Source organism: Nostoc favosum CHAB5714 (genome assembly GCF_020829495.1).
Classification (GTDB): domain Bacteria; phylum Cyanobacteriota; class Cyanobacteriia; order Cyanobacteriales; family Nostocaceae; genus Nostoc; species Nostoc favosum.
Genome location: NZ_JAIVFQ010000017.1, coordinates 48,408 through 73,781 on the forward strand (window position 1 = coordinate 48,408; position 25,374 = coordinate 73,781).

Below are 25,374 nucleotides of genomic sequence, written 5' to 3' on the forward strand. Positions count from 1 at the left end.
ACCCAAATTTTATGGAGATTAGAGTCGAAGGGCTAGCTTTCAAGGGTAGGTATTTAAAAAAGGCATAGATAATAGGACTAGTACCGCAAGGTGGAAGTCAAAAGTCAAAACAATTGTATTCCAATCCTTTGCGCCATTTGAAATGGTATGTTTAGTTTCAATTATTTACCTTTTAACATTTTTGTCTTCCAATGCTCTTACTTTCTCTGACAATGCTAAAATTGTTTTTTGCTGTTCCTGAACAACTTTGGTTAGTACCCCTACGATATCCATAGAACTGAGTCCTTTTCTATCAGGGGTTGCTACAAGCTCTGGAACATCTTCTGCAATGAATCCAATGTGGTGTGTTTTTTCTGTATCAGCTTTGTATTTGAACTTGACAGGGTTCAGGTCTTTTAGTGTCTCAAGTGCCTCTTTACTTGAAAGCTCGGTAATATTTTCCTTCAACTTCTTAGATGAACCCTGGATTAACGCACCACTAATTGAAACATTCCCATTGGGGTTCAAACTCATTACATTATTATTTGTAAGGTTTGAAAAGAAATTCATTACGCTGTTATTACCAGGACCAACTGCGATATCCCAAAAGTTAAAATTAGCCACATTGAATCGCAATCGGGCAAAATCACCCTCCTGTGTCTGCCTGATCTGAATCTGAGGAAAGTCAAAACCAAGATTATTACTGACAAAAATCCTTTGGCTCTGTTGTGCTTGTGCTGGTTCATCGCTAAGGATTTTTGTGGCTGCTGCTCCAGCAATGAAAGCGCTAGTTGCCCTTAAAATTTGATTCCGAGAGAAGTTATTAGACATGTGCTTATAACCAAATGGAATGTAAGGATAAACTAAGTACCTCTGGTAGTTAATCAAGTATAGGACTGACGCAAAAGTACATGCTGTAGGGACAATTCATGAATTGCCCCTACCTGAAAATAAGGGTTTCGGTTATTGTTTGCGTAAGTCCTGAAGTAGACTGACTCTTAAGCATAATATCAATGTACGCGTTAATAGAAGAGAGGTATTTATAAAACTTACCATAGTACATAAGTAATACACGCAATTTGGGTATTTTAGCCATGTTTAGCATTCAGCGATCGCAACTTTCAGCTTTCATCCTCTTTGCACAATACCTACTATGCTGCCGTCGCAATCTAGTACTGGAAAGTAACTTAATAACAAGTTGATAAATAGCAAATAACTGCTGTATTATTGCTATGACCTCTTTTTGGAAATCTAAGTACATCTTTTAATCCAAAAACAACCTGGCACTCAATACTTAACTTTGAGTTAAACAAATAGATTGTTTTTCATAGCCAAATGGCTTGAGAAAAATTCAGAGTTTGTTTTAAAAGTGATTGACTGTAATTTTAGGTACTTATTTACCCCGCCTATCCCCCCTTTTGAAAGTGGAAACCGGAATCAAACCCCCAAATTTATCGCGGGATTTAGGGGTATCTAGAATGTTTTGCTACCGAGAAAATAACTTTTAAAACATCCTTTCAATTTCTTTGTTTCTCATATCTTTGGGATAATGCTCCAATTGAATTTAGTCTCTATTTGCAATTAAGGACAATGTTCATGAGTTCTATCCGAAAAATCTTGCAGACACTATGTTTGATTGTTTTTCTTGCATTCTGCCTTCCTTCAGGAATCGCTCATAGTGTAGAAGTTACATCTTTGGTAGGAAGTCCTACGCAATTAACAGTTGCCACTTTCAATGTCGAAAACCTTGATCCTAAAAAGGAAAACGTCTCTAAGGTTGATAAAAATACGACTAGAAACGTCGATGATGATGTGAAAAGCGGTAAGTTTACAGCTTTGGCAAACCAGATTGTTACTAATCTTGAAGCACCAGACATTATTGCTTTGCAAGAAATACAAGACAATGATGGAGCTGAATTGAGTTCAGTAGTTGATGCTAGTCTGACTGCTGAGACTCTGATCAGTTCTATCGAATCTGCGGGAGGCCCAGCCTATGAGTATCAAGAAATTCCTCCTCAGAATGGACTGGATGGAGGCCAACCAGGTGGCAACATCCGAGTAGGCTTTTTGTTCAATCCTCAACGAGTTAAGCTACAGAAACTTGAACGCTTTGCGGATGACCCGGCTTTTTTAGAAAGTCGTAAACCTTTAGTGGGTGAATTTACTTTCAACAATATTCCCATCACCCTGATAAACAACCACTTTGCTTCTAAAAGCGGGGGAGCGGCTTCCAACCCAAAACGGATAAAGCAGGCAACAATTGTTAATGAATTTGTTGTAGATCGCTTAACTACTGACCCAAATGCAAATATCGTTGTTCTTGGCGATCTGAATGATACTCCAGACTCTCAGCCGATAAAAGTTCTTGAAGGAAATAAGCTAGAAAATTTGGTAAACAAAATTCCATCGGCAGACCGCTTTTCTTATGTCTTCCGAGGGAGTAAAGAACAAATTGACCAGATCCTGATTACCCCAAACTTGCTTAACAATGGAAATCCTGAAATAAATGCTGTTCATGTCAACGCAGGTATTTCTAGGTCAGCCAGCGATCACGACCCTGTGATTGCTCGATTTACTCTATTATCTCTTGGTGAGTCTACTCCTATTTCATCAGCCCCAGTTAGCAGTTCTGAACCAGCAGTTACACCAAGCACGATTGTTGCTGGTATTACAGGAGACGATTTACTGAAAAAACTGGATAGCCTTTACTCTCCTCGTGCTAGCCTCGGATATGGTAGCGCCCGCGATCTGCTCTACACCCAAATAGATAACCAAGGCGGTATAGTAACAGACATCTACGCTGGTTACAGTGTTCCGATCAACCAAAATTCAAATAAACCCAGAGAGGAAGCTGCACAACACAGAATCAATGCAGAACACGTCTGGCCGCAGAGCATGGGAGCTGAAGGCCCAGCAAAAAGCGATTTGCATAACCTCTTTGCTTCACGGATGGAAGTTAACAGCGATCGCGCCAACTTTCCATTTGGAGATATTCCTGATAATCAAACTACATCTTGGTATCTCGATGATGAAGAATTGAGTTTCAAACCGAGTCCACAGGATATTGACAAGTACAGTGAATTTAAACGGGGATTCTTTGAACCACGGGAGGCAAAAAAAGGGGATATAGCTCGGATAATTTTCTATTTCCGCACAGTCTACCCAGAACTAGCAAATGCAAACTTCTTTCAGACACAAAAAGATACTCTTTGTAAGTGGCAAGCAGACGATCCAATTGATGCTGGTGAGCTAGCACGTAGTAATGCGATCGCTAAAACTTCCCAAGGTAATGATAATCCCTTTGTGTTAGATCCTACTCTGCCACAACGAACCTACTGTAATTAAAAAGTAGGGTAGCACACAATACGGTTCAGTTAAGGCTAAAATCCTTTGTTAAATTCAATTTTTTAACGTAGACGCAAAGCGGCTTGCCGCAGGCTACCTTATTAGGCGCAGAGGACACCGAGAGAAGAAAGAAATGCTTAACTGAACTGTATTGGGGTAGCACACCTGTGCTACCATACGATGGGATGTTTTTTTACTGGAAGTATCTAAGACGCGTTAAACCATATAAATAAGGACGCAAAGAAATTAGGAGTTACGCATCAAGTACGAAATGTAGGGGCAATACCCTGCGGGAAGCCCTCCGGGTTCGGGGGTTCGCAAGACGCTCGAAGACTCGCTAACGCTGCGCTAACGACGGGAACCGCCAAGACTGCGACCCCCTCACCGCTTTGCGTCTACATGAATTGCCCTTACGGTAAATCAAGGCTTTCACTGCCTTTTTGCGTAAGTCTTGGAAATAAAGAAGTTGTTTATGCAATATTATCTACAAGCGATCGCGAATTGTTTTGAGTTGATCTTGAGTCTTAATTGGCTCTCGCGGTGCTGGTAATTCGGTATTAGGCCAGTTAGGTAAATCATTGCACGGGCATAACAACGCCGGCATCCCGACGTTTCGCGCGGCTACTGGCATACTGCAACGGCTGCAAGGTAGCATCTCCCAGGCTGGTGTCAAAAGTTCAGCAATGGTTTCATGTGTACCCTCTAGGTAACAATCACCCGATTCCGGTGAGAGAATTTTTTGCCAGCATTCTTCAAATTCTTCACTATAGCGATCGCCATTTAGCACCGATAGCGGAGCGTTAGCGAGTCCGCGAGCGTCTTGGGGCAAAAAGCTTGCCTTACCGTTGCTCGTAATCACTTTCTTACCCAACTGAAACCAGTAGGCAAGGTATCCTCTAACTTCTTGTTTGGTTGCCATATTACAATTTTAGATTTTAGATTTTAGATTTTGGATTAATTTGAATCAATAGTTAAGAATCTTGACCCCTGAATGTTCCAGAATCCCCTCTATTTGGCAATGGGTAACCAAGGATGCTGAGATTGAGAACATGACCACCAGTAACTAAATAAACAGTATTGCTGAGTACACCTAGCTGGCGCACTAAAGAACCCAAGCGATCGCGGAACGCCCTCCCAAGGGGATAAGCTGGTATCACACCCCAACCTACCTCTTCTGCTACAAACACTATATCAGCAGCAACCAGATCCACTGTCTCTAATAACTCTGCAACGATGCTTTCCCAGCTAGATTCTTCCTCTTCTAAGAGATTAGCAACCCAAGTTCCTAAAGAATCAACTAAAAGACAGGTATAGGGTTTGGCATCGGCGAGGGTAGCAGACAGTTCCACAGGTACAGATAGAGTTACCCAGTCTTGGGGGCGACGTTGTTGGTGTTCTAAAATGCGTTGATGCCATTCTTGGTCATCTGGGTTATCGGTGGCTGTTGCTACGTAAACAACTGCTTTTCCTGACTGCATGGCCAGAGTTTCCGCCCATTCACTTTTACCAGATCGTGCTGGCCCTGTTACTAAGATGATTTTACCCAAAGTTGTTTCCTAATATTTTAACAATATGCCTACGATTGCAATTTATCACCGCAGTTTTTTACTTTATCGGCAAAATTTTTAGTTTCAAATAACTTTTAAGGGATAAAATTAGCACCAGCATCATTCAAAATTTATAATTCTGTTTCCAGTCGTGATGAAACCCCATCGCAAACGGGACTACCGTCATTAATCGGGTAAAACCCCTTTTTAATTACGAATTACGTTAGCGTAGCGGGGCGTAGCCCATTATGAATTACGAATTAGATTGATGTCACAATTGGCAAAAGCCGAAAATCCCAACAACCCCATTCTTAATTATTCAACACCATTGGGGACAGCAAACTTTAGGATGTCTTTATGAACGCAGGCTTAAAACGCATAGAAGCAACTCTACACGATTTAGGGAATCGCGGCACTGCCTCTGCCGCCGAAGCTGGTGATTCGACGACAAAACGGCCTTTCTCCTTTAGAATCAGTGTCGGAGCCAACGAACCCACAGAAAGTACACAAACTCCATCTTCTCAGGAAGAACAAACAGTTGACTTGGGCAAAGATACTGAGAGTGATTATCCTTCTGAACAAAATTTCTTTCCTCACCATGACTCTGTTCAGACCTTTCAAGCAGAAGAGAATGGGAGCAAAACACCCAGCCTACCCAAGTTGAAAACTCCGACCTTTAGTAGCCATCGCCACGGAGCAAATCCAGCATTGGCGATGAATCTATTGCAAGAAATTCAGGAAACTGTCGCCGGTTGGCAAATAGAGCTGCAAAATATTTTGAAGCAAATTCAGGATATTTACTTAGAAGGGCCAATTGTCAATGGCTGGTTAGAATCCAATCCTAAGGAACCAGAATCAGGAGGAACTGCAACATTACGCCATGCAGAAGTTGACCGCCTGATGAACTACGTAGAAGAAATTTGCGCCACTGGTGGGAAAGTATCTTATCAATCATCTATTACTGGCTACCGTCTCTGTGGTGTAGACGATACTGGTAAAGTCTGGTCGCGTCCATGTCCAGCAGATCAGGTTCCCAATGTTAGCATGGCGATCGCCCGTTACCAAAAGTTACGTCAACTGTTAGGGCGCAAGCAATCTTTGGAAACCCGTTTGAGTCAACTGGCCCAAACACTTGTAGTTTTACACAGTCATATTCAACAAACGTAAAGTTTTAAAGATTATTTTCAAAGAAACTCGGTTGGTGGGTCGGTAATTTTTAGTTTAGATTAACTCTCAGCAGGTGTGCGTTGGATTTAAGATTTTAATCTAAAATCGTTCGATGGTTCCTGAGCGAAGTCGTTCGCGTAGCGTCCCGCAGGGAAGGACTGAGCCAAGCCGTACCCCTCCGGGGAAGCAAGCTACGCGTAGCGTTCCGCAGGAAAGTCCCAAATCTCAAATCCAAAATAAAATCTATGCCAGACACCCAAATCTCTGCCATTATCTGTACCCACAATCGAGATACCTATTTAGGGGCTGCAATTGATAGTCTTTTAGCGCAGGATTTTGCTGCTGACTTTGAAATTGTGGTAGTTGATAATGGATCTAGCGATCGCACTCGTGAGGTTGTAGAACAAAGGGCCCACAATCCGCGCCTGAAGTATGTATTTGAACCCACCATTGGTTTGTCTGTCGCCCGTAACACAGGTGCAAAAGTAGCTAGTGGTGATATTCTTGCTTATTTAGATGACGATGCCGTTGCGAGCAAGGGCTGGCTACAAGTTTTATATTTTGCCTATTACAATAATTCTAAACTAGCGATCGCAGGTGGCAAAGTCACTCTCATCTGGCCCCAAGGAATCGAGCAACCACGGTGGCTATCTCCAGGGCTAGCTGCAAATTTGGGTGCATACGATTTGGGTGACAGTATCATCTACATCGAGCAATCTGGCTTAACACCCAGAGGCTTAAATTACTCCATCCGCCGCAGTTTCCTAGAAGAAATTGGCGGTTTTGATCCTCATCTCGGTCGAGTGGGGAAAAATCTATTATCAAATGAAGAACTGCAAATGACCGAATTTGCCCTACAGCGTAATTGGCAAGTTGCTTATCTTCCCGAAGCGCTGGTTGCTCATCATGTTGCCCCAGAACGCCTCCAACGCTCCTGGTTTTTAAACCGGGGCTGGTGGCAAGGTATCAGTGAATGCTATCGAGAACAACTCGCTGGTAAAGCTGGAATCGCTCAATTGCAGCGAGGTGGCGAACGGTTTGTGCGCGGCTTGTATAAGGCATTGCAATATTTTTCTGATCCAGCAGAACGGTTTGACAAACTTGTATATGCTTACGGTCAGATTGGTTACTTAAATGCTGCTATTCAAGGTCTTTTATCCCCATCAAATAAGAAATAAAGAAGAATGGAGAATTTAGAATTCAGAATTCAGAATGCTTTTCTCTTGAGAATACAATCCGCAATCATATTCAAGTCCATTCTAACAGACGCGATTAATCGCGTCTCTTGTACAGACGCGATTAATCGCGTCTCTTGTACAGACGCGATTAATCGCGTCTCTTGTACAGACGCGATTAATCGCGTCTCTCCTAACTCCTAACTCCCAAATATATGTCATCAAAAATACCAGTTTCTGTATTAATTCCGGCAAAAAACGAACAAGCCAACTTGCCTGCTTGCCTTGCTAGCCTCAGCAGAGCAGATGAAATATTTGTAGTAGATTCTCAAAGTACTGATAACAGCATTGAAATTGCTAAAAGTCACGGTGTAAATGTCGTACAATTCAACTTCAATGGACGCTGGCCTAAAAAGAAAAATTGGTCTTTAGATAATCTACCTTTTCGTAACGAATGGGTGCTAATTGTAGATTGCGATGAGCGCATCCCTCCCGAACTGTGGGAAGAAATTGACCAAGCAATTCAAAACAAGGAATATACAGGTTATTATCTCAACCGCCGCGTATTTTTCTTAGGAAAATGGATTCGTTATGGTGGAAAATATCCCGATTGGAATCTACGTTTATTTCAACATAAAAAAGGTCGTTACGAAAACCTACATACAGAAGATATTCCCAATACTGGTGATAACGAAGTTCACGAACATGTGATTTTGCAGGGCAAAGTTGGGTATCTCAAAAATGATATGCTCCACGAGGACTTCCGCGACCTTTATCACTGGTTAGAACGACACAACCGCTATTCAAACTGGGAAGCCAGCGTTTATTTTAATATTCTCACAGGTAAAGATGATAGCGGCACTATCGGCGCGAATCTATTTGGTGATGCAGTGCAACGCAAGCGCTTTTTGAAAAAAGTGTGGGTACATCTGCCATTTAAACCCATTTTACGATTTGTTTTATTTTATATTATTCAACGCGGTTTTTTGGATGGCAAAGCCGGATATATCTATGCACGCTTGCTGAGTCAATATGAATATCAAATTGGCGTTAAACTCTACGAATTACGCAACTGTGGTGGTCACTTAAATACTGCAACTACCCCGAAAGAAGGAGCAGAGGGAGAGCTATTGACTATTGACTCCTAACTAATAACTAATAACTAATGACTAATGACTAATGACTAATGACTAATGACCCTTTCGTAGATTTACGCAAATATGACCAATCTTGGTTTGATCGGGGACGTCCAGCTTGGTATATTTTATTATGGTGGCTTGTACAAGCGATCGCCTTTCCCCTGACTCCTCAACCGTTAAATATTCTGCGTTGTGCTTTGCTACGATTATTTGGCGCTCGTATCGGTAAAGGCGTATTAATTAGGCCCACCGCCCGCTTCACCTACCCTTGGAAAGTTACCATCGGCAACCACAGTTGGATTGGAGATAACGTAGTTTTATATAGCCTCGATCAGATCAGCATCGGTGAACACTGTGTAATTTCGCAAAAAAGCTACCTGTGTACTGGTAGTCATGATATCCAAGACCCAGCCTTTGGGTTGAAAACAGCAAGTATCACCATTGAGAATGGTGCATGGGTAGCAACAGATTGTTTTGTTGGGCCGGGAGTGCAAATCGGCGCAAATGCTGTGATTGGCGCTCGTAGTAGTGTTTTTACTAACATGCCTTCTGGGCAAATTTGTTGGGGAAGCCCCTGTCGTCCCAAGACGGTTCGGATAAAACTTGATCCCCCCACAAACCCGTGATTTGAGTGCGTTGCGGGGGTAAATAAGCGATCGTACAGAAAGTTCCGCGCTTGGCTGAAAACTTTACTAAATGTGGTAGGTGTTGGAATCACATTAGCTTATAACGCTAGTGGTCTTACTGTACCAGCAGGTGGAATTAAGCTTTCACGAGCTAGTTACTGTGGGATTTTGAACGGTAGCATCACAAATTGGAATAATGCCAGCATTAGTGCAGATAACGGCCGCCAAATAGCACTTAATCTACCCATCAAAGTTGTACGTCGTAGTGACTCAAGTGGTAGCACTTTTGTAGTAACCAGTCATCTCAATACTGCATGTAAGCCTGCTGCGACTCCAGGTATTCCAGCAGCTAATGTATGGAATAGAGGAGTGGGTACAACTGTTAGTTGGCCAAGTACTTTCATTGGTGCTACTGGTGGTGGTGGTGTAGCCAGTGCGATCGCAACTACTCCTGGTGCAATTGGTTATGTGGATAGTGCTACCCGTTTAGCTAATAACCTACCTGCCGCACTTTTACGTAACAAGGCAGGTAATTACACTGCTCCTTCAACAGACGCAATTACAGACGCTCTTCTAGGTGGAACTGTCGTCAAATACGGTACTAATCCCACTAACAGGCTGATTAGAATCGATAATTTGAACGATCCAACCCGTCCAAATGCTTATCCTATTTCCACAGCAACTTATTTCCTGTTTTATGACATATACTCAGATGCTACCATAATAAATGGTATTAAAACCTTGAACACCTTGGCTTTGGGATCAGCTGCGGATACTTTCCTTACATCTCTAGGATATGCCCCTCTTCCCGCTCCCATTAAAACTGTGTCTACAGGTGTTGTGAATACTTGCGTAAATACTGTTTTAGGCCCTTCTCCTTGCAATTAGGTTATAAATTGACCTAGCAGCCTGTCGGACAATAGCTGTTAATTCTGCTTGCAGACTTTAACAGCTATCGACGGCATTGCTGAATTTAAGTATGATTTACCCACTCAAGCCTGAAAACCTGATCCCTCCTAATAAAAAGGAAGGAACTCTAAAGCCCCATTTTGGCGCTCGTATTACTGTTTTTACTAATATGCCTTCTGTCCAGGTTCGTTGGGGAAGTCCCTGTCGTCCAAAGGTGACTCGGATAAAACTTGATCCCCCGAAAAACCCGTGATTTTATAGATAAACATAAAATTAAAGTCTCCTCAAGCAAGACGGTAAGTAGCAATGATAGTATATTTTCATGGCTGCTCTAATCCTTGCTATTGATGAACAAACTATTGGATGAAACGCTGTCAATCAAAATTGCTGAAAGTATAAACAGCAGAGCTAGCACTCCGTTTGATAATGCTTACAAAGCAGCATTATCCACTGAGGGAGCAAGATATATTCAGGGATTTTTAGCTTTTGCAGGGAAACCATACAGACCGATTGAACACGGTTGGATTGAGATTGGCGACGCTTCCGATGTCCGTATTGTCGATCCCACATTACCGCACCTAAACAAAAATCCCCAAGAACTCTGGTATTTTGCAGCACAAAGGCTGACCGTTAAAAAACTGAAAGCCATCATTGAAGAATCGAAAGAAGATTATCCAGAAGATGATCCATTGCCAATCTATGGCGATCCACCTTATGAATATTACGGTGATGTCATGTTAGGTGGCCAAGACTACTTGGCAGCATATCAAGCCGCAGAGGCTAAATGCAGAGAAATCAGCGAACTCAACCCTGAGAGTAACTAAGAAGAGTGTATCAAATAATTCGTAATTCGTAATTACGAATTACGAATTACGAATTATTTAATACGATTTACCATCGCTGCCAAAGTATTCCCTATAGCCACAAATTTTGTCTCCACGTACATCAAAAGAAACTGCTACCCGATTTTTGTAAGGCTGTCCAAACAAAAGCCCCTCATCCCGAAACTCAAAGACAGCTGTCGTTTCACTGCTAGTAACACGGTCTAGACTAGTCAGGTTCAAACCAGGACTGAATGATTCAGAAACGTACTGGAAAAATTCTCTAGCTCGCTCTTTTCCCACATTCAAACCGTGGAATTTTCCCATTGGAAACCAAAGGGTAAAATCTTCTGTGAGCATATCTAACAACGGTTCCCACTCTCCTGTTGCCATCCCATGCGTCAGATTATCAAATGCCTGTTGAGCAACTTTTAAAGTATTTTCTGAATCTTGCGTCATTTTCACCCCCGACTGGATATAAACTAATACCGTGTTACTTAAAATCTCACAACTACTTTGCCACAATTCTGGCCACTGAGGAGATGTTCTACAGCGTCGGGTACAGATTCTATGCCTTGAAACTGTCTTGGATCAATGGCAACTTTGAGTTTGTCTGTGTAGAACAGGTAAAAAATGCGATCGCGTGCCTCTACCATATATTCTTTATAATGAGGCATGAGAAAGCCTCTTACAGAAGCAGCTTTCCAAAATAACTGGTGATAAATGCGTGATTGTGTAATTTGCTCTACATGATTTGCGTATTCGGAAATAAAACCAACCACTACTAAACGTCCGCGCACTGCCAAGTTTTCAACGCAAGTATCAAATACTGCTTTGCCTACACACTCAAAAATTAGATTAATCCCATTGGGGTATTCTTGTTTGAGGACTTGATTGAGGTTTTCTGTGCGATAGTTGATGATGCGATCGCACCCTAATTCCTTTAGTAAATCTGCCTTAGCCTCAGAACTACAAGTACCAATGACATGATTACCAGCTAATTTAGCCAATTGCACCGCAATATGACCGGTTCCTCCTGCTGCTGCTGTCACTAAAACCACTTCATTACTTTTCATCTCTCCTACTTGTTCCAATGCAACCAAAGCTGATACACCTGTAGGTATTAGTGTTAGCACCTCTGGCGTTGCTTCCCGCACCTTCAGGGCTAAGTTTGCATCGATAAGCTGATATTCTCGATAACCGCCACCACGCGCCGTAGTTATTACAGCATCACCTATTTGAAAATCTTTAACATTTTCACCCACAGCAACAACTTTTCCTACTGCTTCTACACCTAAATCAAAAGGAGGAATCAAGTTAACATAGGGAACATCACCACGACAAAGTAAGGTGTCAAAGCCACCGTTAACGCCAGCAAATTTGTTTTGAATTAAAAGTTCACTAGACGCAGGTTTAGGAATAGGAATTTCGACAATTTCAATGGCAGATTTAAAATCTTGATTAAGTTGCTTTGCTATTAACTTTTTGTAAGTTTTTGCGTTCATTTACCTAGATTAATTTAAGAAATATAAATGTAGTGTGCGTTCTGCTTTCAGCTAACGCACCATCAACAATCTAAAGTGCATTACACTAAGCTTATAAAGCTTTATCCCACTCTAATTGATGAGCTAAACCATACTTAATAAAATCTTCTACTTTAGCTTTATCGCTTTTACCAAAAACACCTAAGCTGTAGGGATTATCTTGCATCCGTTGTGTAACTTGCTCTTTCTCAAATCGGATAACTTCATCTCTAGGTTTATCCGGTTTAAAAAAGTCTACAACCAAGACAGTTCTATCATAATTAGTATAATTATGCGGACAGTGTGGATAACTATGATCTAAAACCAGGAATTTTCCTTCATGCCAATAAAGTTGCTCATGGCATATTTTCATAGCCACATCTCCCTCTGGCACGATTAATCCTAGATAGCCACGATTCATGTGAGGGTTGTAGTTTACATGCAGCTTGATATCCAAGCCGGGATGGAATGTACCAAAATACACATTTCTGATGATTCCATCATTGCTAAAATTAACTTTTTCTATTACTTTAGCCAAATTGGGGAAGTATTTCTCTCTTAATATAAGTGCTTTTTTTGATGCATCATCTGGCCCATAATCAGGATATTGTATTTGATGCGTCTGAATATATTTTTCAATAAACATACCTTGAAATAAAATCCCAAAAGCACTGTATTTTGCATCACCCTTGGTTTTAATCGTTTGACTTTTAGGGCCAAAAATATCATAAGTTAACTTTAACTCGTCATCAGATGCATTCTTAATAAAGCGTGTAAACTCATCTCTAATCACTTGCCAGTTATCTTCAAAACTTTTGAGAAAAGTAAAATTTTTTGGGTCTATATGATACTCATTAAAACTTTCCATTGTCTTTTCTCCTGAAGATGATTTCATAAAAAACCGTTATATAATGATGGGATTTGGTCTTCGTCCCGATTCGATGTTGGAATTCCTGACTAAACTCATTTTAGTGTGAGGTCTACTGTGTCTGAAACTGCCGTATTAGATAAAATTATCAAAAATGTGCGGGTAGTTCGTCCCCATCAGGATGTAATCGAACTACTCGATTTAGGCATTAAGGATGGAAAATTTGCTCAGATTGCCCCTAATATTAGCGCAGACACAGGTAAAGAGGTATTTGATGGCAAAAATCTGCTAGGCTTTCCTGGGGTCGTGGATGCCCACATGCACATCGGTATCTATCAACCTCTGGACAAAGATGCTGTAACTGAAACCAAAGCAGCCGCAATGGGAGGCGTGACTACCAGCTTAAATTACATCCGTACAGGGCAGTATTATCTTAACAAAGGCGGCTCCTACCGCGATTTTTTTCCAGAGGTGTTGGCGTTATCCGCAGGTAATTTTTTTGTAGATTACAGCTATCACATCGCACCTATAGCTAGCCAGCATATCGACGAAATACCTTTATTGTTTGAAGAACACGGTGTCTCTTCGTTTAAAATCTTCATGTTTTATGGCGGTTATGGGTTGCATGGTTTGTCAGACCAGCAAAACCTCTTTTTAATGATTAATAAAGAGGAACGGTACGATTTCGCCCATTTTGAATTTATTATGCGTGGTCTAACTCGCTTGATGGAAAAGCATCCAGAAGCGCGAGATACTATCAGCTTGAGTTTGCATTGCGAAGTTGCAGAAATTCTCAACGCTTATACCAAAATAGTTGAAAACGATTATACTCTTAGCGGATTACACGCTTACAGTGCAGCACGTCCACCTCATTCCGAAGGTTTAGCAATTTGCATTGCTTCTTATTTGGCGCATGAGACTAACTGTGCAAATATCAATTTGTTGCACCTGAGTTCGCGTAAAGCAATGGAAGCAGCTTTGACTATGCAAACTGCTTTTCCTCATATCAACTTTCGGCGAGAAGTTACTATCGGACATTTGTTATTAGATGTCGATACTCCCAATACAATTTGGGCAAAAGTCAACCCTCCTATTCGTCCCCGTGCCGATGTGGAATACTTATGGCAAGCAGTACTCAACAATCAAGTAGATTGGATAGTTAGCGACCACGCTTGCTGTTCTGCTGAACAGAAAAGAAGTGCTAAAGACTCGGATAATATTTGGTTAGCAAAGTCTGGTTTTGGTGGTACAGAATATTTACTTTCTGGTGTATTTAGTGAAGGTAGCAAGCGGGGTATGTTTTACAATCACATGGCTAAGTTACTATCTTGGAACCCATCGCGGCGTTTTGGTTTGTTAGAAAAAGGTGATATTGCTATTGGTTATGATGCTGACTTGGTGCTGTTAGACCCTAATGAAACCTTTGTGGTACGTGCGGCTGAGTCGGAGTCACAACAAGGTTACACACCTTTTGAAGGAGTTGAGTTAACCGGGCGGGTTAAGAGTACTTTTTTACGGGGAAATTTGATTTACAATAACGGACAGGTTTTGGGTTCTCCAACTGGGCGCTATTTAAAAAGAGCATAGAGTTTTAAACATTTGTATTGTCCAGAAACTCTATAATTACCTTTGATATTTCTTCAGGTATTTGGTTCATCATGCAAATGGTTCCATCTGGAAACTCCACAACCTTAGCATGGGGAATTGCTTGTGATAAGAAATATCGGTCTTTTGCTAGTGCTAAACCTAATTTTTGGAATTCTTCTACATCGTCAATTCCCCAGACTATCAGTGTAGGACACTTAATTGAAGTAAACCTTTGGGCGGCATCTATACAGTAATTTCCTACTGCCCAAACTGCGTACAAAGGATAGCCAAAGCATTTCAAATCATCTAAAACCCAACGATGATTTAAATCAGCAGAACCTACATATCTGGAACGGGCTAACCATCTTTCCATCAAGTGAGAACCATCCTCTTTAATGACGAAACCTTCTTGAAACCGCTTCATTAAATCTGCTTTTCCAGCTTCACCAAAACCAGCAACGTTACACAAAATTAAATTATTGACCCGTTCCGGATAAGCTGAGGCTACTTCTCCAGAAACGAAAGCGCCCGTGTGGTTACCCAGAATATTTGTTTGTTCAATACTCAACTCATCCAACAGGGCAATAACAGTTTTAGCGTAGTCCGCCACTGAATACAATTTTGGTGGTTTATCAGATTCACCAAAACCCATAAGATCCATTGCTATCACGCGGTACTTTGTTACCAAAATGGACATTAATTCACGATATTCGTCACTACTGCGGGGGTTCATATGCAGCAGTAACAAAGGCTCTCCTTCACCGCCAATCCGATAAAGAATCTGTCCATCTTCAGTGTCTAAAAAAGCTCGCTTGATTGGTTTATTCATACTACCCTGATAAATTTAGGATTTATATCAGCCTTTATTTAACTTCTTCAGCAAATTACCTTTTCTGTGCTATGTTCTGTAACCATTCAATTAGGGGTCTTAAGGTTCCTGGCAATGCTGCTTCACTCACAGTCACTATATGCTGCTTACCATTATTTTCTACTGTCAACTTATACTGAAAGCGATCGCTCTGGGGATTTGGCGAGGTAATGTGTTCAGGTAGCCTAAATAAACCAGCAGCTTCCACCAGTAGGGGAAGTGTGCTGGCTTCGTTTGGCGGGAGAGTGTCTGTATCAACGGTTGTTTTCTTGGTAATCCCAGCAAAGCCGCCTGTGCGTTCAAAGGATATCCGCATTTTTTTGCTCTTTGTTGCGCTACTTAGTTCGGAGAAATACAAACACTGGGAGATGATAGTTTTCAACTCGTAGTTTAGCAATAACAAGTAATACATCTAGTACTAATTCGTAATTCGTAATTAAGATACCTAGACAAAGGCTTGATACAGGCTATTTCTAATACTTTACTCTGTGCCTTAAACAATACATACTTGGACGATTTGATATAAAACTTAGGTGTTATTAGGAGTTAGAAACTGTGATTTTCTTAACTCCTAACTTCTAACTCCTAACTCTAAATAACTCCTACCTTTTGCCAAGCGTTTTGCACAGCTTTTTGCTCATGACTGTCATTACCGTAGAGTTCGCCAGCAACTTGAATCGTGACGTTGGCAGCTTTTTTAAAATCTGCTTTGGCACGCAAGCGATCGCGTAAACTTATGTACCATATTTTACCAACTGTTTCCCAGGCATAACCACCAATCTCAACAGCCGCTAGATAAAAGGCATGGTTAGGAATTCCTGAGTTGATATGAACCCCAGCGTTATCTTCAACACCAGTATATTTATCTTTCATGTGACCTGGTTGGGGATCTTTACCCAATACTGGGTCATTGTATGCTGTTCCCGGTGCTTTGAGCGATCGCAGGGCAACACCTTTGACAGTCGCTACTAAAAGACCTTCGCCAATGAGCCAATCTGCCTCTTGTGCAGTCTGATTTTTGCTCTTTTGTTTCACTAAGGAACCGAAGACATCAGAAAACGATTCATTCAGTGCCCCAGGTTCACCATAATACTGTAAACCTGCTTCATGCTGGGTTATACCATGAACTAGCTCATGTCCAATAACATCAATTGACTTCGTGAAGCATTGAAACATTTCTCCGTCGCCATCACCATAAACCATTTGGTCACCGTTCCAAAAGGCATTGTCATATTTAACGCCATAATGCACGGTGGAGTCTAAACGTAGTCCTTTGTCGTCAATGGAATTGCGATCGAATATCTCATAAAACAATTCATAAGTAGCACCAGCAGCATCGTAGGCTTCATTAACTGCTTCATCACTGCTGGGAGGATCTCCCTCACCACGCACTAGTGTACCAGGAAGTTGCTGGCCATATTTTGCATCGTAGATAGTGCGTCGCTTTTCACCCGGAGAAGGTGCAAATGAGACATTACCTACAACATCTCTCCGTCCACGAAGCTGTGCCGAAATATTTAATGTATGAAAAGCCCAACTACGCTGCTGGGGGTTGCCATTTACAACGACATTTTCCAGGATATGGGGCGGGATAATACAACAAATAGGGCATCTAGAGTTAAGTGGATGCTCAGACTTGAACCCGGCCGATTTCTTTTTATTTCGAGCCATCCAAGATAGTCTCCTTTTAAAATTAAATATTGGCAAACAAAGGAGCAGAAAAACGAATCCGAATCGCCTATTCCTGGTTTGTTTTCTGAAAATATTTTTCTACTCTGTATTTTCGGATAGGTCTGTGGAGGATGGATAGTACCGTCACGGGTACTTCTGATGTGGAAATATTGCATAAAAACACAAGGCAAGCTTAATGACCGCAAGTTTCAGCCAAAATCCTTGCGTGATATCATGTCCGCTTGATTCCTTATTAAACCTGAAGAACCCCACCCCGCCAAAGCTACGCTTTGTCTCCCCTCCTGCTTGCGGGGAGGGGATTAAGGGGAGCCAGTGCGGTCTTGGGGTTCACCTGCGTGGAGCATCTGGCGTGTGGGGTGCAATGACTATGGGAATCATAACTAATTATGCGAACATGATATGAGTTAGCAAAACCTCCTTTACAGACCTAATGCGTTTATATATTAATTCTGATCAAGGGAAATAATGTTATTTATTGCTGTTTTGTTACTATCAAGCTGTTAATATTATAAATACCCATTGGAGACAGGCAAATCCCAAATTCAGGCATCCAAAATCTAAAATTTTCACAGCCAGCCACCAAACACCGCCAGACCATAATACTTCCAAGGTACCGCAACTGTCTTAAATCTAGCTTTGCTCAACATTTGTAAATGAGCATCTAAGCTAGCTAGCTGGTCTTGACTAGAGTAACCTTGGGTAGTGCTGGTGCCACGTTTAGCGCGAATCTCTGTCAAACTAATTCCCTGTTGAAGTGACCATTCTTCTCGTGCCACCTTGTAAACTTCTGCTAAGGCTGGTGATTCTGGTAAAGTAGGGTCTGCATTCCAAAAACAGCCGTCTTGAGTGAGGCTAGCAGCAATTCGCCCAAATAACTTCAATTTCATCTCGTCCTGGAGATGGTGAATTGCCAAGGATGAGACACAAGCATCAAATTCGCTACCAATATCAAACTTCTCTGGATTATCTGCCCAGTCGCCAAAATCTGCTTGTGTACCAGTCCAGTGTTGTTGATATCCTGCTGCTGTGATTTTATTTTGGGCAAATTGCAGCATTCGCGGTGAGTAATCTAAGGCAATTACTTGGGCATCTGGAAAGCGGTTGAGTATCTTGAGACTGAGTTCGCCCGTACCGCAACCTAATTCTAAAATACGCCGACTTGTGGAAGGCACACAACGGGTAATTACCTCCAACATTTCATCGTATCTTGGTAACAGTTGGCGAATACCAGTGTCAAAATCAGCAGTGTTGGCAAATACCTCTCCGGGAAATACCTGTTGCATGGTGATTGGAACAAATAGACATACTAATCAATATTAATCATCCATCACTACTGAGGTACACGCTACATCAGCAGGAGCAACTTTTATTATTAAAAAATATTCACTTAATATACTTTTGACAGAATACATATATCACATTTTATGTTAGTTACCAACAAGTGATCTATTAATTTAGGCTGAAATCTCATAATCTTAAACGAAAAAGCCAACTTAACTCTTTTTTAAGATTTTTAAATATAAAATTGCTCATGTCTTGAGTTAAACTGATGTGTGTAATTAGTAACTCTAATAAATGAAAATTTTGGGTTTTCAAAAGTTACTGACGTTGGTATATTAAATACTGAACAGAAAGTTAACTAAAACAAACTAAAAGTCCACTGGCATTCTGAGTAAAACAGAGTGTAGCAAGTTTAGCGATAAAAGGTTCGAGACTAATGCTAAAAAACAGCGAACTGAAGGTTAATCAGGGCTGTAATCTTAAATGGAAGCCCGGAGATAAACTATTTATCCAGTTTTATCTGTTAGAAATTTTGCGAATTAAAACAGTTGTAACTCTATATCCATAGCATAGATATAGCAGATTCATAGTGAAGTTAATCTGCATTCAGGTTCATTTCCTATAAGTCTATACTGGAGTTAATCTAAATTAAGGTTAACTTGTTGAATTCAGGTCAACAATCCCAAAATAACGCAAGGGTTATGATGATAAATTTTTAATGGGACTAGTTGATTAGTCTTGAGGCTAGCTAAAATTAGAAGTTAGCCTATAACAGAATTTATCTAAGTACATGGACTTGTTGAGTAACATTGCAAGCCATCAATATAAATGAGCTTTTATAGTGAAAGCTTGCTTTAGAGTGCCTTTAATTTCCGGCGACTAAAAGCATCATTTGTTATTGCCATGCACTAGTGGAAATCGAAAATATTGCCTGAATTCTCACAAATTTTTCAGTTCTATCAAGGTCAACAATAATGAGTAATGTTCAAGCATCGTTTAAAGCAACAGAAGCTGAATTTCGCGTGGAAGGATACGAAAAAATTGAGTTTAGTCTTGTATACGTAAACGGCGCATTTGATATCAATAACAGAGAAATTGCAGACAGCTATGAGAAATTTGGCCGCTGTTTGACGGTGATTGATGCCAATGTCAATAGGCTATACGGTAAGCAAATAAAGTCATATTTTAAACACTATGACATTGATCTAACTGTAGTTCCCATTGTCATTACCGAGCCGACTAAAACCCTTGCAACTTTTGAAAAAATTGTTGACGCTTTTTCTGACTTTGGTTTAATTCGCAAAGAACCGGTGTTAGTAGTGGGTGGTGGTTTAATCACTGATGTAGCTGGGTTTGCGTGCGCTGCTTACCGCCGCAAGAGCAACTACATTCGCGTTCCGACAACACTGATTGGTTTGATTGATGCAGGTGTGGCGATTAAGGTTGCAGTCAACCATCGCAAGTTGAAAAATCGCTTGGGTGCATATCATGCTCCTTTGAAAGTTATCCTCGATTTCTCCTTTTTGCAAACATTACCAACGGCTCAAGTTCGTAATGGCATGGCAGAATTAGTCAAAATTGCTGTTGTTGCGAACTCTGAAGTTTTTGAAATGCTGGATGAGTATGGCGAAGAACTGCTGCATACTCACTTTGGATATGTGAATGGCACAAGTGAACTCAAAGCGATCGCTCACAAACTCAATTACAAGGCAATTAAAACTATGCTGGAGTTAGAAACTCCTAATTTGCATGAGTTAGACCTCGATCGCGTCATTGCCTACGGCCACACTTGGAGTCCTACCTTAGAATTAGCTCCGATGATACCGTTGTTTCATGGTCATGCCGTCAATATAGACATGGCTTTGTCTGCAACCATTGCTGCTAGACGTGGCTACATTACATCAGGAGAACGCGATCGCATTTTGGGCTTGATGAGTCGTGTGGGTTTATCAATCGATCATCCTTTACTAGATAGCGATTTGCTCTGGTATGCTACCCAATCTATCAGCTTAACGCGAGACGGCAAACAACGCGCAGCTATGCCCAAACCTATTGGTGAGTGCTTCTTTGTCAACGATTTCACCCGTGAAGAATTAGATGCAGCTTTAGCTGAACACAAACGTTTGTGTGCTACATACCCTCGTGGCGGAGATGGGATTGACGCTTACATAGAAACTCAAGAAGAATCCAAACTATTGGGAGTGTGAAAACATGACCAGTATTTTAGGACGAGATACCGCTAGACCGATAACCCCACACAGCATTCTGGTAGCGCAGTTACAAAAAACCCTCAGAATGGCAGAACACGCTCCTACAAAAAACCGCATTCCACGCAAAGGAAAAACTTTTATGCCATTGAATGTAATCCCCGCACCCATTCGGCGATTACAATGTTCTATAATCACCCAGGTGTTGCAGAAGCCTATTTTGGGAAAACTCCCCTAGCTGCACCTCTGGAACCTCTTGCAGATAGCAAGCCTACTTACTGGATATACAGCGTATTTCAGGTAAATGAAGTACACGGGTAGGGGCACAACATGTTGTGCCCCTACGATTATCTGTACCTCACGCCTGTTGCAATCTGCTGTATCACTAAATATGGCGATTGACTGGGATTCGCTCTGGGCAACAATTACAAACTTGGTTTGGGAGGTTAGTACGAGGTACAGATGCCATTTATCGTCTGGATGATCCTTTACCATTTTTAACTTTGCATCATTGGCAGATTACTTTACTTTTGCTACAAAATCTGGTTTTTAAAGTTATCCATATTTAGCATTTCTTGTCAATGCGTAAGTACTATATTATATTGCTCAAATCTTTTGCCCAATAATATCTAATGAATAAAAATCAAAGTTGTTTTGGGATGTCCGTAAAAACTAAGAGACGCGATTAATCACGTCTCTGCAAAAGATATCTATATAAATACATTCACAATTTTAATGGTGTTGAGTTGTCCTAATATATCTGTAACCACAATCTACTTGGTTAAGCGATCGCTCTTGCATTTATGGTGAAATAAGCTAAGGTGATTAGTTCAGCAATCAGCTGTCTTTTCACTAACCTGCATCTTCCGTAAGTTGCCAACTTGACATCAAATGCACTAAGCTAGCTCTAGCGCAAGGGGCTTCGCGCTGACTCTGTTTGGTTGGGCAAAAAATGGATTTTAGTCAGACTTTAATTGCAAAAAGTGATGCCATTCTTGATCAATGGGTAGAAGCGGTTTACCAAGATGAACAAATTGAAGCTACTAATGAACTTACTTTCAAAGCTGTACGGAATAGCTTACCCCGCGTTTTGAAAGCATTAGCAACAGTACTTTCTGAATCTGAAACCAGCGATTTGCAGACAGTAGTAGATGCAAGTTTAGAACATGGGACACTTCGCGCCGAACAGGGATTTGAACCAGCGGAAATTGCGCGAGAGTATCGTTTACTCCGGTTTGTGATTTTTTCCTTTTTAGAAGAAGATTTATTACAAGGATCTGCACAAGAGGTACTAAGGGCTGTTCGCCTGATTGATACAGTAATTGATGAAGCGATCGCCCGTTGCTTTGACAGTTATACTCAAGGAAGATTACAAGAACTTAAACAACTCCAAAGTCAGTTGCGGTTGACTAACCAAGAGCTAACTCGTTTGGTTAGCACTAATAAAGATAACCTCTCTCATTTGGCTCATGAGCTGAAGACGCCCCTGACTTCAATCATCGGTTACGCAGACTTATTTCTGCGCCAGCATCGTCAACAATCGGAACTCAAGGACACCTATGCAAATCTTGAAAGTATCGAGCGAGTTCTCAAGAATGGTAGACTTCTTGTCCGGTTAATTAACGATACTCTGGAAATTTCGCGCTATGATGCCGGACAGATGAAATTGCAGCCTACTTTAACCGATGTGCGTAGTTTAATCAACTTTGTTTTAGAGATGGTTGAGCCATTAGCGCGTGCTAAAGAATTATCCTTGGTTGTTGAATGCGAACGCGCTCCAAGTCAAGTTAACACAGATCCTCTTCGGCTTCAACAAATTCTGACAAATCTGCTGAGTAACGCAATTCGCTACACAGAATCTGGTTCAATTCATTTGAAGTGCTGCACGGTATCTCAACAGCAGTGGGCTATCTCCGTTACTGATAGTGGTATTGGTATTTCTCCAGATGCTCAAGCACAAATCTTCAATCCCTATTTTCGGGAAGTAACTGCTCCCCAAGTGCAAAGTTCTGATGGTACAGGATTAGGTTTAGCAATAGTCTCTCGATTGGTTCAGTTAATGGATGGTGAAATTAAAGTAGATTCACAGCTAGGAAAAGGATCTACATTTACTGTAATTTTGCCATTAGAAGGGATGTCTACGACGGATAATTAGTTACGATTCCTACAGTCATTGCACCCCACACGCTATCCGGCTCCACTTGGGGAGACCCCAAGACCGCACTGGCTCCCCAAAATCTCCCCTCCCCGCAAGCAGGAGGGGAGACAAAGTGTAGCTTTGGCGGGGTGGGGTTCTTGGGGTTTAGTATAAGCAACCGGACATAATATTACACTGCGTTAACGCACCCAACTGGCCCATCTACTCGTCAATTTGACCAACGCGGCGGATATTCAAAATGTCGCTCATTTTCTTAATTTGGACAAACACTTGCTCTAATTGAGAGCGATCGCGTATATCTATTCCTAAGTCCATCAATGCAGGTTGACCAGCACAGGTTTTCACCTGAGCATGGCGGACATTGATCCCTTGGTCACTCAACCGTGACAAAATATCCTTTAGCACCCCTACGCGGTCAAGAGCTTCAATTTGAACATCCACAGGATACGTGTGTGGACGACCACTATTTTCGGCGGCTGGGTTCCATCTAACTGGTACTAAGCGCTCATACTCCACAGTCTCCAGATTATTGCAGCCTTGGCGATGAATCGAAATCCCCCTACCTCGCGTCACCACACCAATAATTGGTTCGCCAGGAATCGGGGTACAACACCCAGCTAAATAATACACCAACCCCTCTACCCCAATAATTGGCGAATCACTGGCGCGGGAGATAGTTGCAGGTGCATCCCGCAAAGCTTTGGATGTAGTTGGTTCTTTGGGAATAAATGGCGACACGGTAGAAACTGGTTGTTGTCCCTTCGCCACTTCTCGCCAACGATTTAGCACTAGGTTCAACGTTACTTCTCCGTAACCCAAACCAGCAAGTAAATCGTCCACACTGTGGTAGTTACACTTTTGGGCGACAGTCTCCATCGCATCCGACTTCAGCAGGCTATCAAAACCAGTTTTACCGAGTTCCTTTTCTAACAATTCCCGTCCACGGGCGACATTTTCTTCCCGGCGCGATCGCTTGTACCATTGTTTTATCCGATATTTCGCCGCCGAACTTCTCACAAAGTTCAACCAATCCAAACTCGGATGGCAGTTCTTTTGAGTGAGAACTTCTACAATATCGCCATTGTGTAGCCGCGTTGACAAAGATACCATTCGCCCATTCACCCGCGCCCCTGAACAATGGTTTCCTACTTCCGTATGAATGCGATAAGCAAAATCTACAGTGGTGGAACCTGGGCTTAAAGGAACAACATCCCCCTTAGGGGTGAAGACATAGACATCATCTTCAAATAGATTATCTTTGACGCTATCAAGATATTCTTGTGCATCCTTGAGATCAGTTTGCCATTCGAGCAGTTGTCGCAGCCAAGTAAACTTGTCATCTGTCCCTGTCAAATGGCTAATACTAGAACCTCCAGTTTCTTTGTACTTCCAATGGGCGGCAATCCCGTACTCGGCGATATGATGCATTTCGATTGTCCGAATTTGCACCTCTAAAGGACGGCCAGTTAGTCCAATCACCCCAGTATGTAACGACTGGTAACGGTTAGGTTTTGGCAGCCCAATGTAGTCTTTAAATCTCCCAGGAATTGGGCGAAAAGCATCATGAACCACCGCCAACGCCCGATAGCATTCCTCATTGCTTTGAACAATAATCCGCAGCGCCGCCAAATCGTAAATTTCATGAAATTCCTTTTGCTGGCGGTGCATTTTTTGGTAAATGCTATAAAGGTGCTTGGGACGACCGCTAATATCCTGAAAGCGGATTCCGGCTTGCTGCAAACGCTCTTGCAACATGTTCGTAGCTTTAGCCAATTTCTCTTCTCGCGCCGTCCGTTTTTCGGAAACAAGCTCCTGCATTTGCCGAAAAGCTTCCGGTTCCAAATACTTAAAAGCCAAATCTTCAAGTTCCCATTTAATTCGCCAAATTCCCAAGCGATTGGCTAAGGGTGCAAAGATATCTCGCGTTTCCTGGGCACTGCGGCGACGGCTGGCCTCTGACATGTATTGTAAAGTTCGCATATTATGCAAACGATCTGCCAATTTCACCACAATTACCCGAATATCTTGCGCCATTGCCAAAAACATCCGCCGGAAGTTTTCGGCTTGGCTTTCGGTTTTGCTGGTGAAATTGATTTTAGAAAGCTTGGTGACACCTTCAACCAATTGCCGCACTTCTGGGCCAAAGCGTTCTTCTATTTCTTGACTTGTGACTTCTGTATCTTCAACGACATCATGAAGAAATCCAGCTGCTATCATAGCAGCACTGCCTCCCAAGTCATGCAGCAAGTCGGCTACAGCAATGGGATGAGCAATGTATGGTTCTCCCGATTTGCGGTATTGACCTTGATGCAATTGGTAAGCAAATTCAAATGCGCGACCAATTAAGACTGCATCACTATGCCTTCGGTCATCTTCCGGTGCGCCGCTACTTGTGGATGACTCCTTCAAACATTTCTTTAGCCATTCTGGAATAGCAAGATCAACTGATGAATTTATAGCTAGGCTGCTCATACAATTGGGT

The 25,374-nt window shown here is 41.8% G+C and carries 23 protein-coding genes and 1 pseudogene; 12 read left to right on the top strand and 12 right to left on the bottom strand.

The features are described from left to right. Window positions 1–165: 165 nt before the first annotated feature. Window positions 166–810 (bottom strand): tail fiber domain-containing protein, encoded by a 645-nt coding sequence (locus LC586_RS14100; RefSeq protein ID WP_229485415.1) that lies wholly within the window; start codon window positions 808–810, stop codon window positions 166–168. Between the two features lie 765 nt (window positions 811–1,575). On the opposite strand from LC586_RS14100, the gene LC586_RS14105 reads away from it, so the two are divergent. Further along, window positions 1,576–3,324, top strand: coding sequence for an endonuclease (locus LC586_RS14105; RefSeq protein ID WP_229485416.1), 1,749 nt, complete (start codon window positions 1,576–1,578; stop codon window positions 3,322–3,324). A gap of 484 nt (window positions 3,325–3,808) precedes the next feature. Here the strand turns inward: LC586_RS14105 and LC586_RS14110 are convergent, their stop codons facing one another. Next, on the bottom strand, window positions 3,809–4,243 hold the full coding sequence (locus LC586_RS14110) for a hypothetical protein (protein ID WP_229485417.1): 435 nt from the start codon (window positions 4,241–4,243) through the stop codon (window positions 3,809–3,811). Window positions 4,244–4,295: 52 nt separating this feature from the next. Then, entirely contained in the window at window positions 4,296–4,871 is a 576-nt protein-coding gene (gene cobU, locus LC586_RS14115) for a bifunctional adenosylcobinamide kinase/adenosylcobinamide-phosphate guanylyltransferase (RefSeq protein WP_229485418.1), read from the bottom strand. A gap of 357 nt (window positions 4,872–5,228) precedes the next feature. Here cobU and LC586_RS14120 point away from each other — a divergent pair, with 357 nt between their 5' ends. Together LC586_RS14120 and LC586_RS14125 are read left to right on the top strand one after the other, a co-directional pair. Then, the gene (locus tag LC586_RS14120) at window positions 5,229–6,038 is read left to right on the top strand and encodes a hypothetical protein (RefSeq protein WP_229485419.1); all 810 of its coding nucleotides are present in this window, start codon (window positions 5,229–5,231) and stop codon (window positions 6,036–6,038) included. A 245-nt stretch (window positions 6,039–6,283) separates the two neighbouring features. Further along, window positions 6,284–7,216: a glycosyltransferase family 2 protein gene (locus LC586_RS14125; RefSeq protein ID WP_229485420.1), complete on the top strand. Its 933-nt coding sequence runs from the start codon at window positions 6,284–6,286 to the stop codon at window positions 7,214–7,216. A gap of 81 nt (window positions 7,217–7,297) precedes the next feature. Here LC586_RS14125 and LC586_RS14130 read toward each other — a convergent pair whose 3' ends face one another. Then, complete coding sequence (locus LC586_RS14130; protein ID WP_229485421.1) at window positions 7,298–7,435, bottom strand: hypothetical protein; 138 nt, start codon at window positions 7,433–7,435, stop codon at window positions 7,298–7,300. Here LC586_RS14130 and LC586_RS14135 point away from each other — a divergent pair. The 4 genes from LC586_RS14135 (at window position 7,429) to LC586_RS14150 (ending at window position 10,711) form a co-directional block, all read left to right on the top strand. Beyond that, on the top strand, window positions 7,429–8,361 hold the full coding sequence (locus LC586_RS14135) for a glycosyltransferase family 2 protein (protein ID WP_229485422.1): 933 nt from the start codon (window positions 7,429–7,431) through the stop codon (window positions 8,359–8,361). The genes LC586_RS14130 and LC586_RS14135 overlap by 7 nt on opposite strands. A 38-nt stretch (window positions 8,362–8,399) precedes the next feature. Beyond that, window positions 8,400–8,978, top strand: a complete 579-nt coding sequence (hpsU, locus tag LC586_RS14140) for a hormogonium polysaccharide biosynthesis acetyltransferase HpsU (protein WP_229485423.1) — start codon at window positions 8,400–8,402, stop codon at window positions 8,976–8,978. A gap of 72 nt (window positions 8,979–9,050) precedes the next feature. Then, complete coding sequence (locus LC586_RS14145; protein ID WP_229485424.1) at window positions 9,051–9,866, top strand: substrate-binding domain-containing protein; 816 nt, start codon at window positions 9,051–9,053, stop codon at window positions 9,864–9,866. A 368-nt stretch (window positions 9,867–10,234) separates the two neighbouring features. After that, on the top strand, window positions 10,235–10,711 hold the full coding sequence (locus LC586_RS14150) for a hypothetical protein (protein WP_229485425.1): 477 nt from the start codon (window positions 10,235–10,237) through the stop codon (window positions 10,709–10,711). Between the two features lie 57 nt (window positions 10,712–10,768). Here the strand turns inward: LC586_RS14150 and LC586_RS14155 are convergent, their stop codons facing one another. The 3 genes from LC586_RS14155 to LC586_RS14165 all read right to left on the bottom strand — a co-directional run bounded on the left by LC586_RS14155 (window position 10,769) and on the right by LC586_RS14165 (window position 13,099). Further along, the gene (locus tag LC586_RS14155; protein ID WP_229485426.1) at window positions 10,769–11,167 is read right to left on the bottom strand and encodes a nuclear transport factor 2 family protein; all 399 of its coding nucleotides are present in this window, start codon (window positions 11,165–11,167) and stop codon (window positions 10,769–10,771) included. A gap of 38 nt (window positions 11,168–11,205) precedes the next feature. Continuing rightward, window positions 11,206–12,213: a zinc-binding dehydrogenase gene (locus tag LC586_RS14160; RefSeq protein WP_229485427.1), complete on the bottom strand. Its 1,008-nt coding sequence runs from the start codon at window positions 12,211–12,213 to the stop codon at window positions 11,206–11,208. A 91-nt stretch (window positions 12,214–12,304) separates the two neighbouring features. Beyond that, window positions 12,305–13,099 (bottom strand): aspartyl/asparaginyl beta-hydroxylase domain-containing protein, encoded by a 795-nt coding sequence (locus tag LC586_RS14165; protein ID WP_229485478.1) that lies wholly within the window; start codon window positions 13,097–13,099, stop codon window positions 12,305–12,307. Window positions 13,100–13,216: 117 nt separating this feature from the next. On the opposite strand from LC586_RS14165, the gene LC586_RS14170 reads away from it, so the two are divergent. Continuing rightward, window positions 13,217–14,686 carry an amidohydrolase family protein gene (locus LC586_RS14170; RefSeq protein WP_229485428.1) on the top strand — a complete coding sequence of 490 codons (1,470 nt, stop codon included), beginning with the start codon at window positions 13,217–13,219 and terminating at the stop codon, window positions 14,684–14,686. Window positions 14,687–14,690: 4 nt separating this feature from the next. On the opposite strand, the gene LC586_RS14175 is transcribed toward LC586_RS14170, so the two are convergent. The 4 genes from LC586_RS14175 to LC586_RS14190 form a co-directional block, all read right to left on the bottom strand. Then, window positions 14,691–15,515, bottom strand: coding sequence for an alpha/beta fold hydrolase (locus LC586_RS14175; protein ID WP_229485429.1), 825 nt, complete (start codon window positions 15,513–15,515; stop codon window positions 14,691–14,693). Between the two features lie 55 nt (window positions 15,516–15,570). Further along, window positions 15,571–15,870 (bottom strand): protealysin inhibitor emfourin, encoded by a 300-nt coding sequence (locus LC586_RS14180; RefSeq protein ID WP_229485430.1) that lies wholly within the window; start codon window positions 15,868–15,870, stop codon window positions 15,571–15,573. A gap of 275 nt (window positions 15,871–16,145) precedes the next feature. Then, window positions 16,146–17,225 (bottom strand): M4 family metallopeptidase, encoded by a 1,080-nt coding sequence (locus LC586_RS14185; protein WP_229485431.1) that lies wholly within the window; start codon window positions 17,223–17,225, stop codon window positions 16,146–16,148. A 587-nt stretch (window positions 17,226–17,812) separates the two neighbouring features. Further along, window positions 17,813–18,529: a class I SAM-dependent methyltransferase gene (locus tag LC586_RS14190; protein WP_229485432.1), complete on the bottom strand. Its 717-nt coding sequence runs from the start codon at window positions 18,527–18,529 to the stop codon at window positions 17,813–17,815. Between the two features lie 972 nt (window positions 18,530–19,501). On the opposite strand from LC586_RS14190, the gene LC586_RS14195 reads away from it, so the two are divergent. The 4 genes and pseudogenes from LC586_RS14195 to LC586_RS14210 all read left to right on the top strand — a co-directional run bounded on the left by LC586_RS14195 (window position 19,502) and on the right by LC586_RS14210 (window position 22,889). Then, window positions 19,502–20,734, top strand: a complete 1,233-nt coding sequence (locus tag LC586_RS14195; protein ID WP_229485433.1) for a sedoheptulose 7-phosphate cyclase — start codon at window positions 19,502–19,504, stop codon at window positions 20,732–20,734. A 4-nt stretch (window positions 20,735–20,738) separates the two neighbouring features. Continuing rightward, complete coding sequence (locus LC586_RS42620) at window positions 20,739–20,972, top strand: hypothetical protein (protein WP_438822900.1); 234 nt, start codon at window positions 20,739–20,741, stop codon at window positions 20,970–20,972. After that, window positions 20,876–21,303 (top strand): annotated as a pseudogene (locus tag LC586_RS14205) (hypothetical protein); the annotation flags it as partial. The gene LC586_RS42620 and the pseudogene LC586_RS14205, both read left to right, overlap by 97 nt. A 383-nt stretch (window positions 21,304–21,686) precedes the next feature. Further along, window positions 21,687–22,889, top strand: coding sequence for a sensor histidine kinase (locus LC586_RS14210; protein ID WP_229485434.1), 1,203 nt, complete (start codon window positions 21,687–21,689; stop codon window positions 22,887–22,889). Window positions 22,890–23,093: 204 nt separating this feature from the next. Here the strand turns inward: LC586_RS14210 and LC586_RS14215 are convergent, their stop codons facing one another. Then, window positions 23,094–25,364 (bottom strand): RelA/SpoT family protein, encoded by a 2,271-nt coding sequence (locus LC586_RS14215; protein ID WP_229485435.1) that lies wholly within the window; start codon window positions 25,362–25,364, stop codon window positions 23,094–23,096. Window positions 25,365–25,374: the final 10 nt, after the last annotated feature.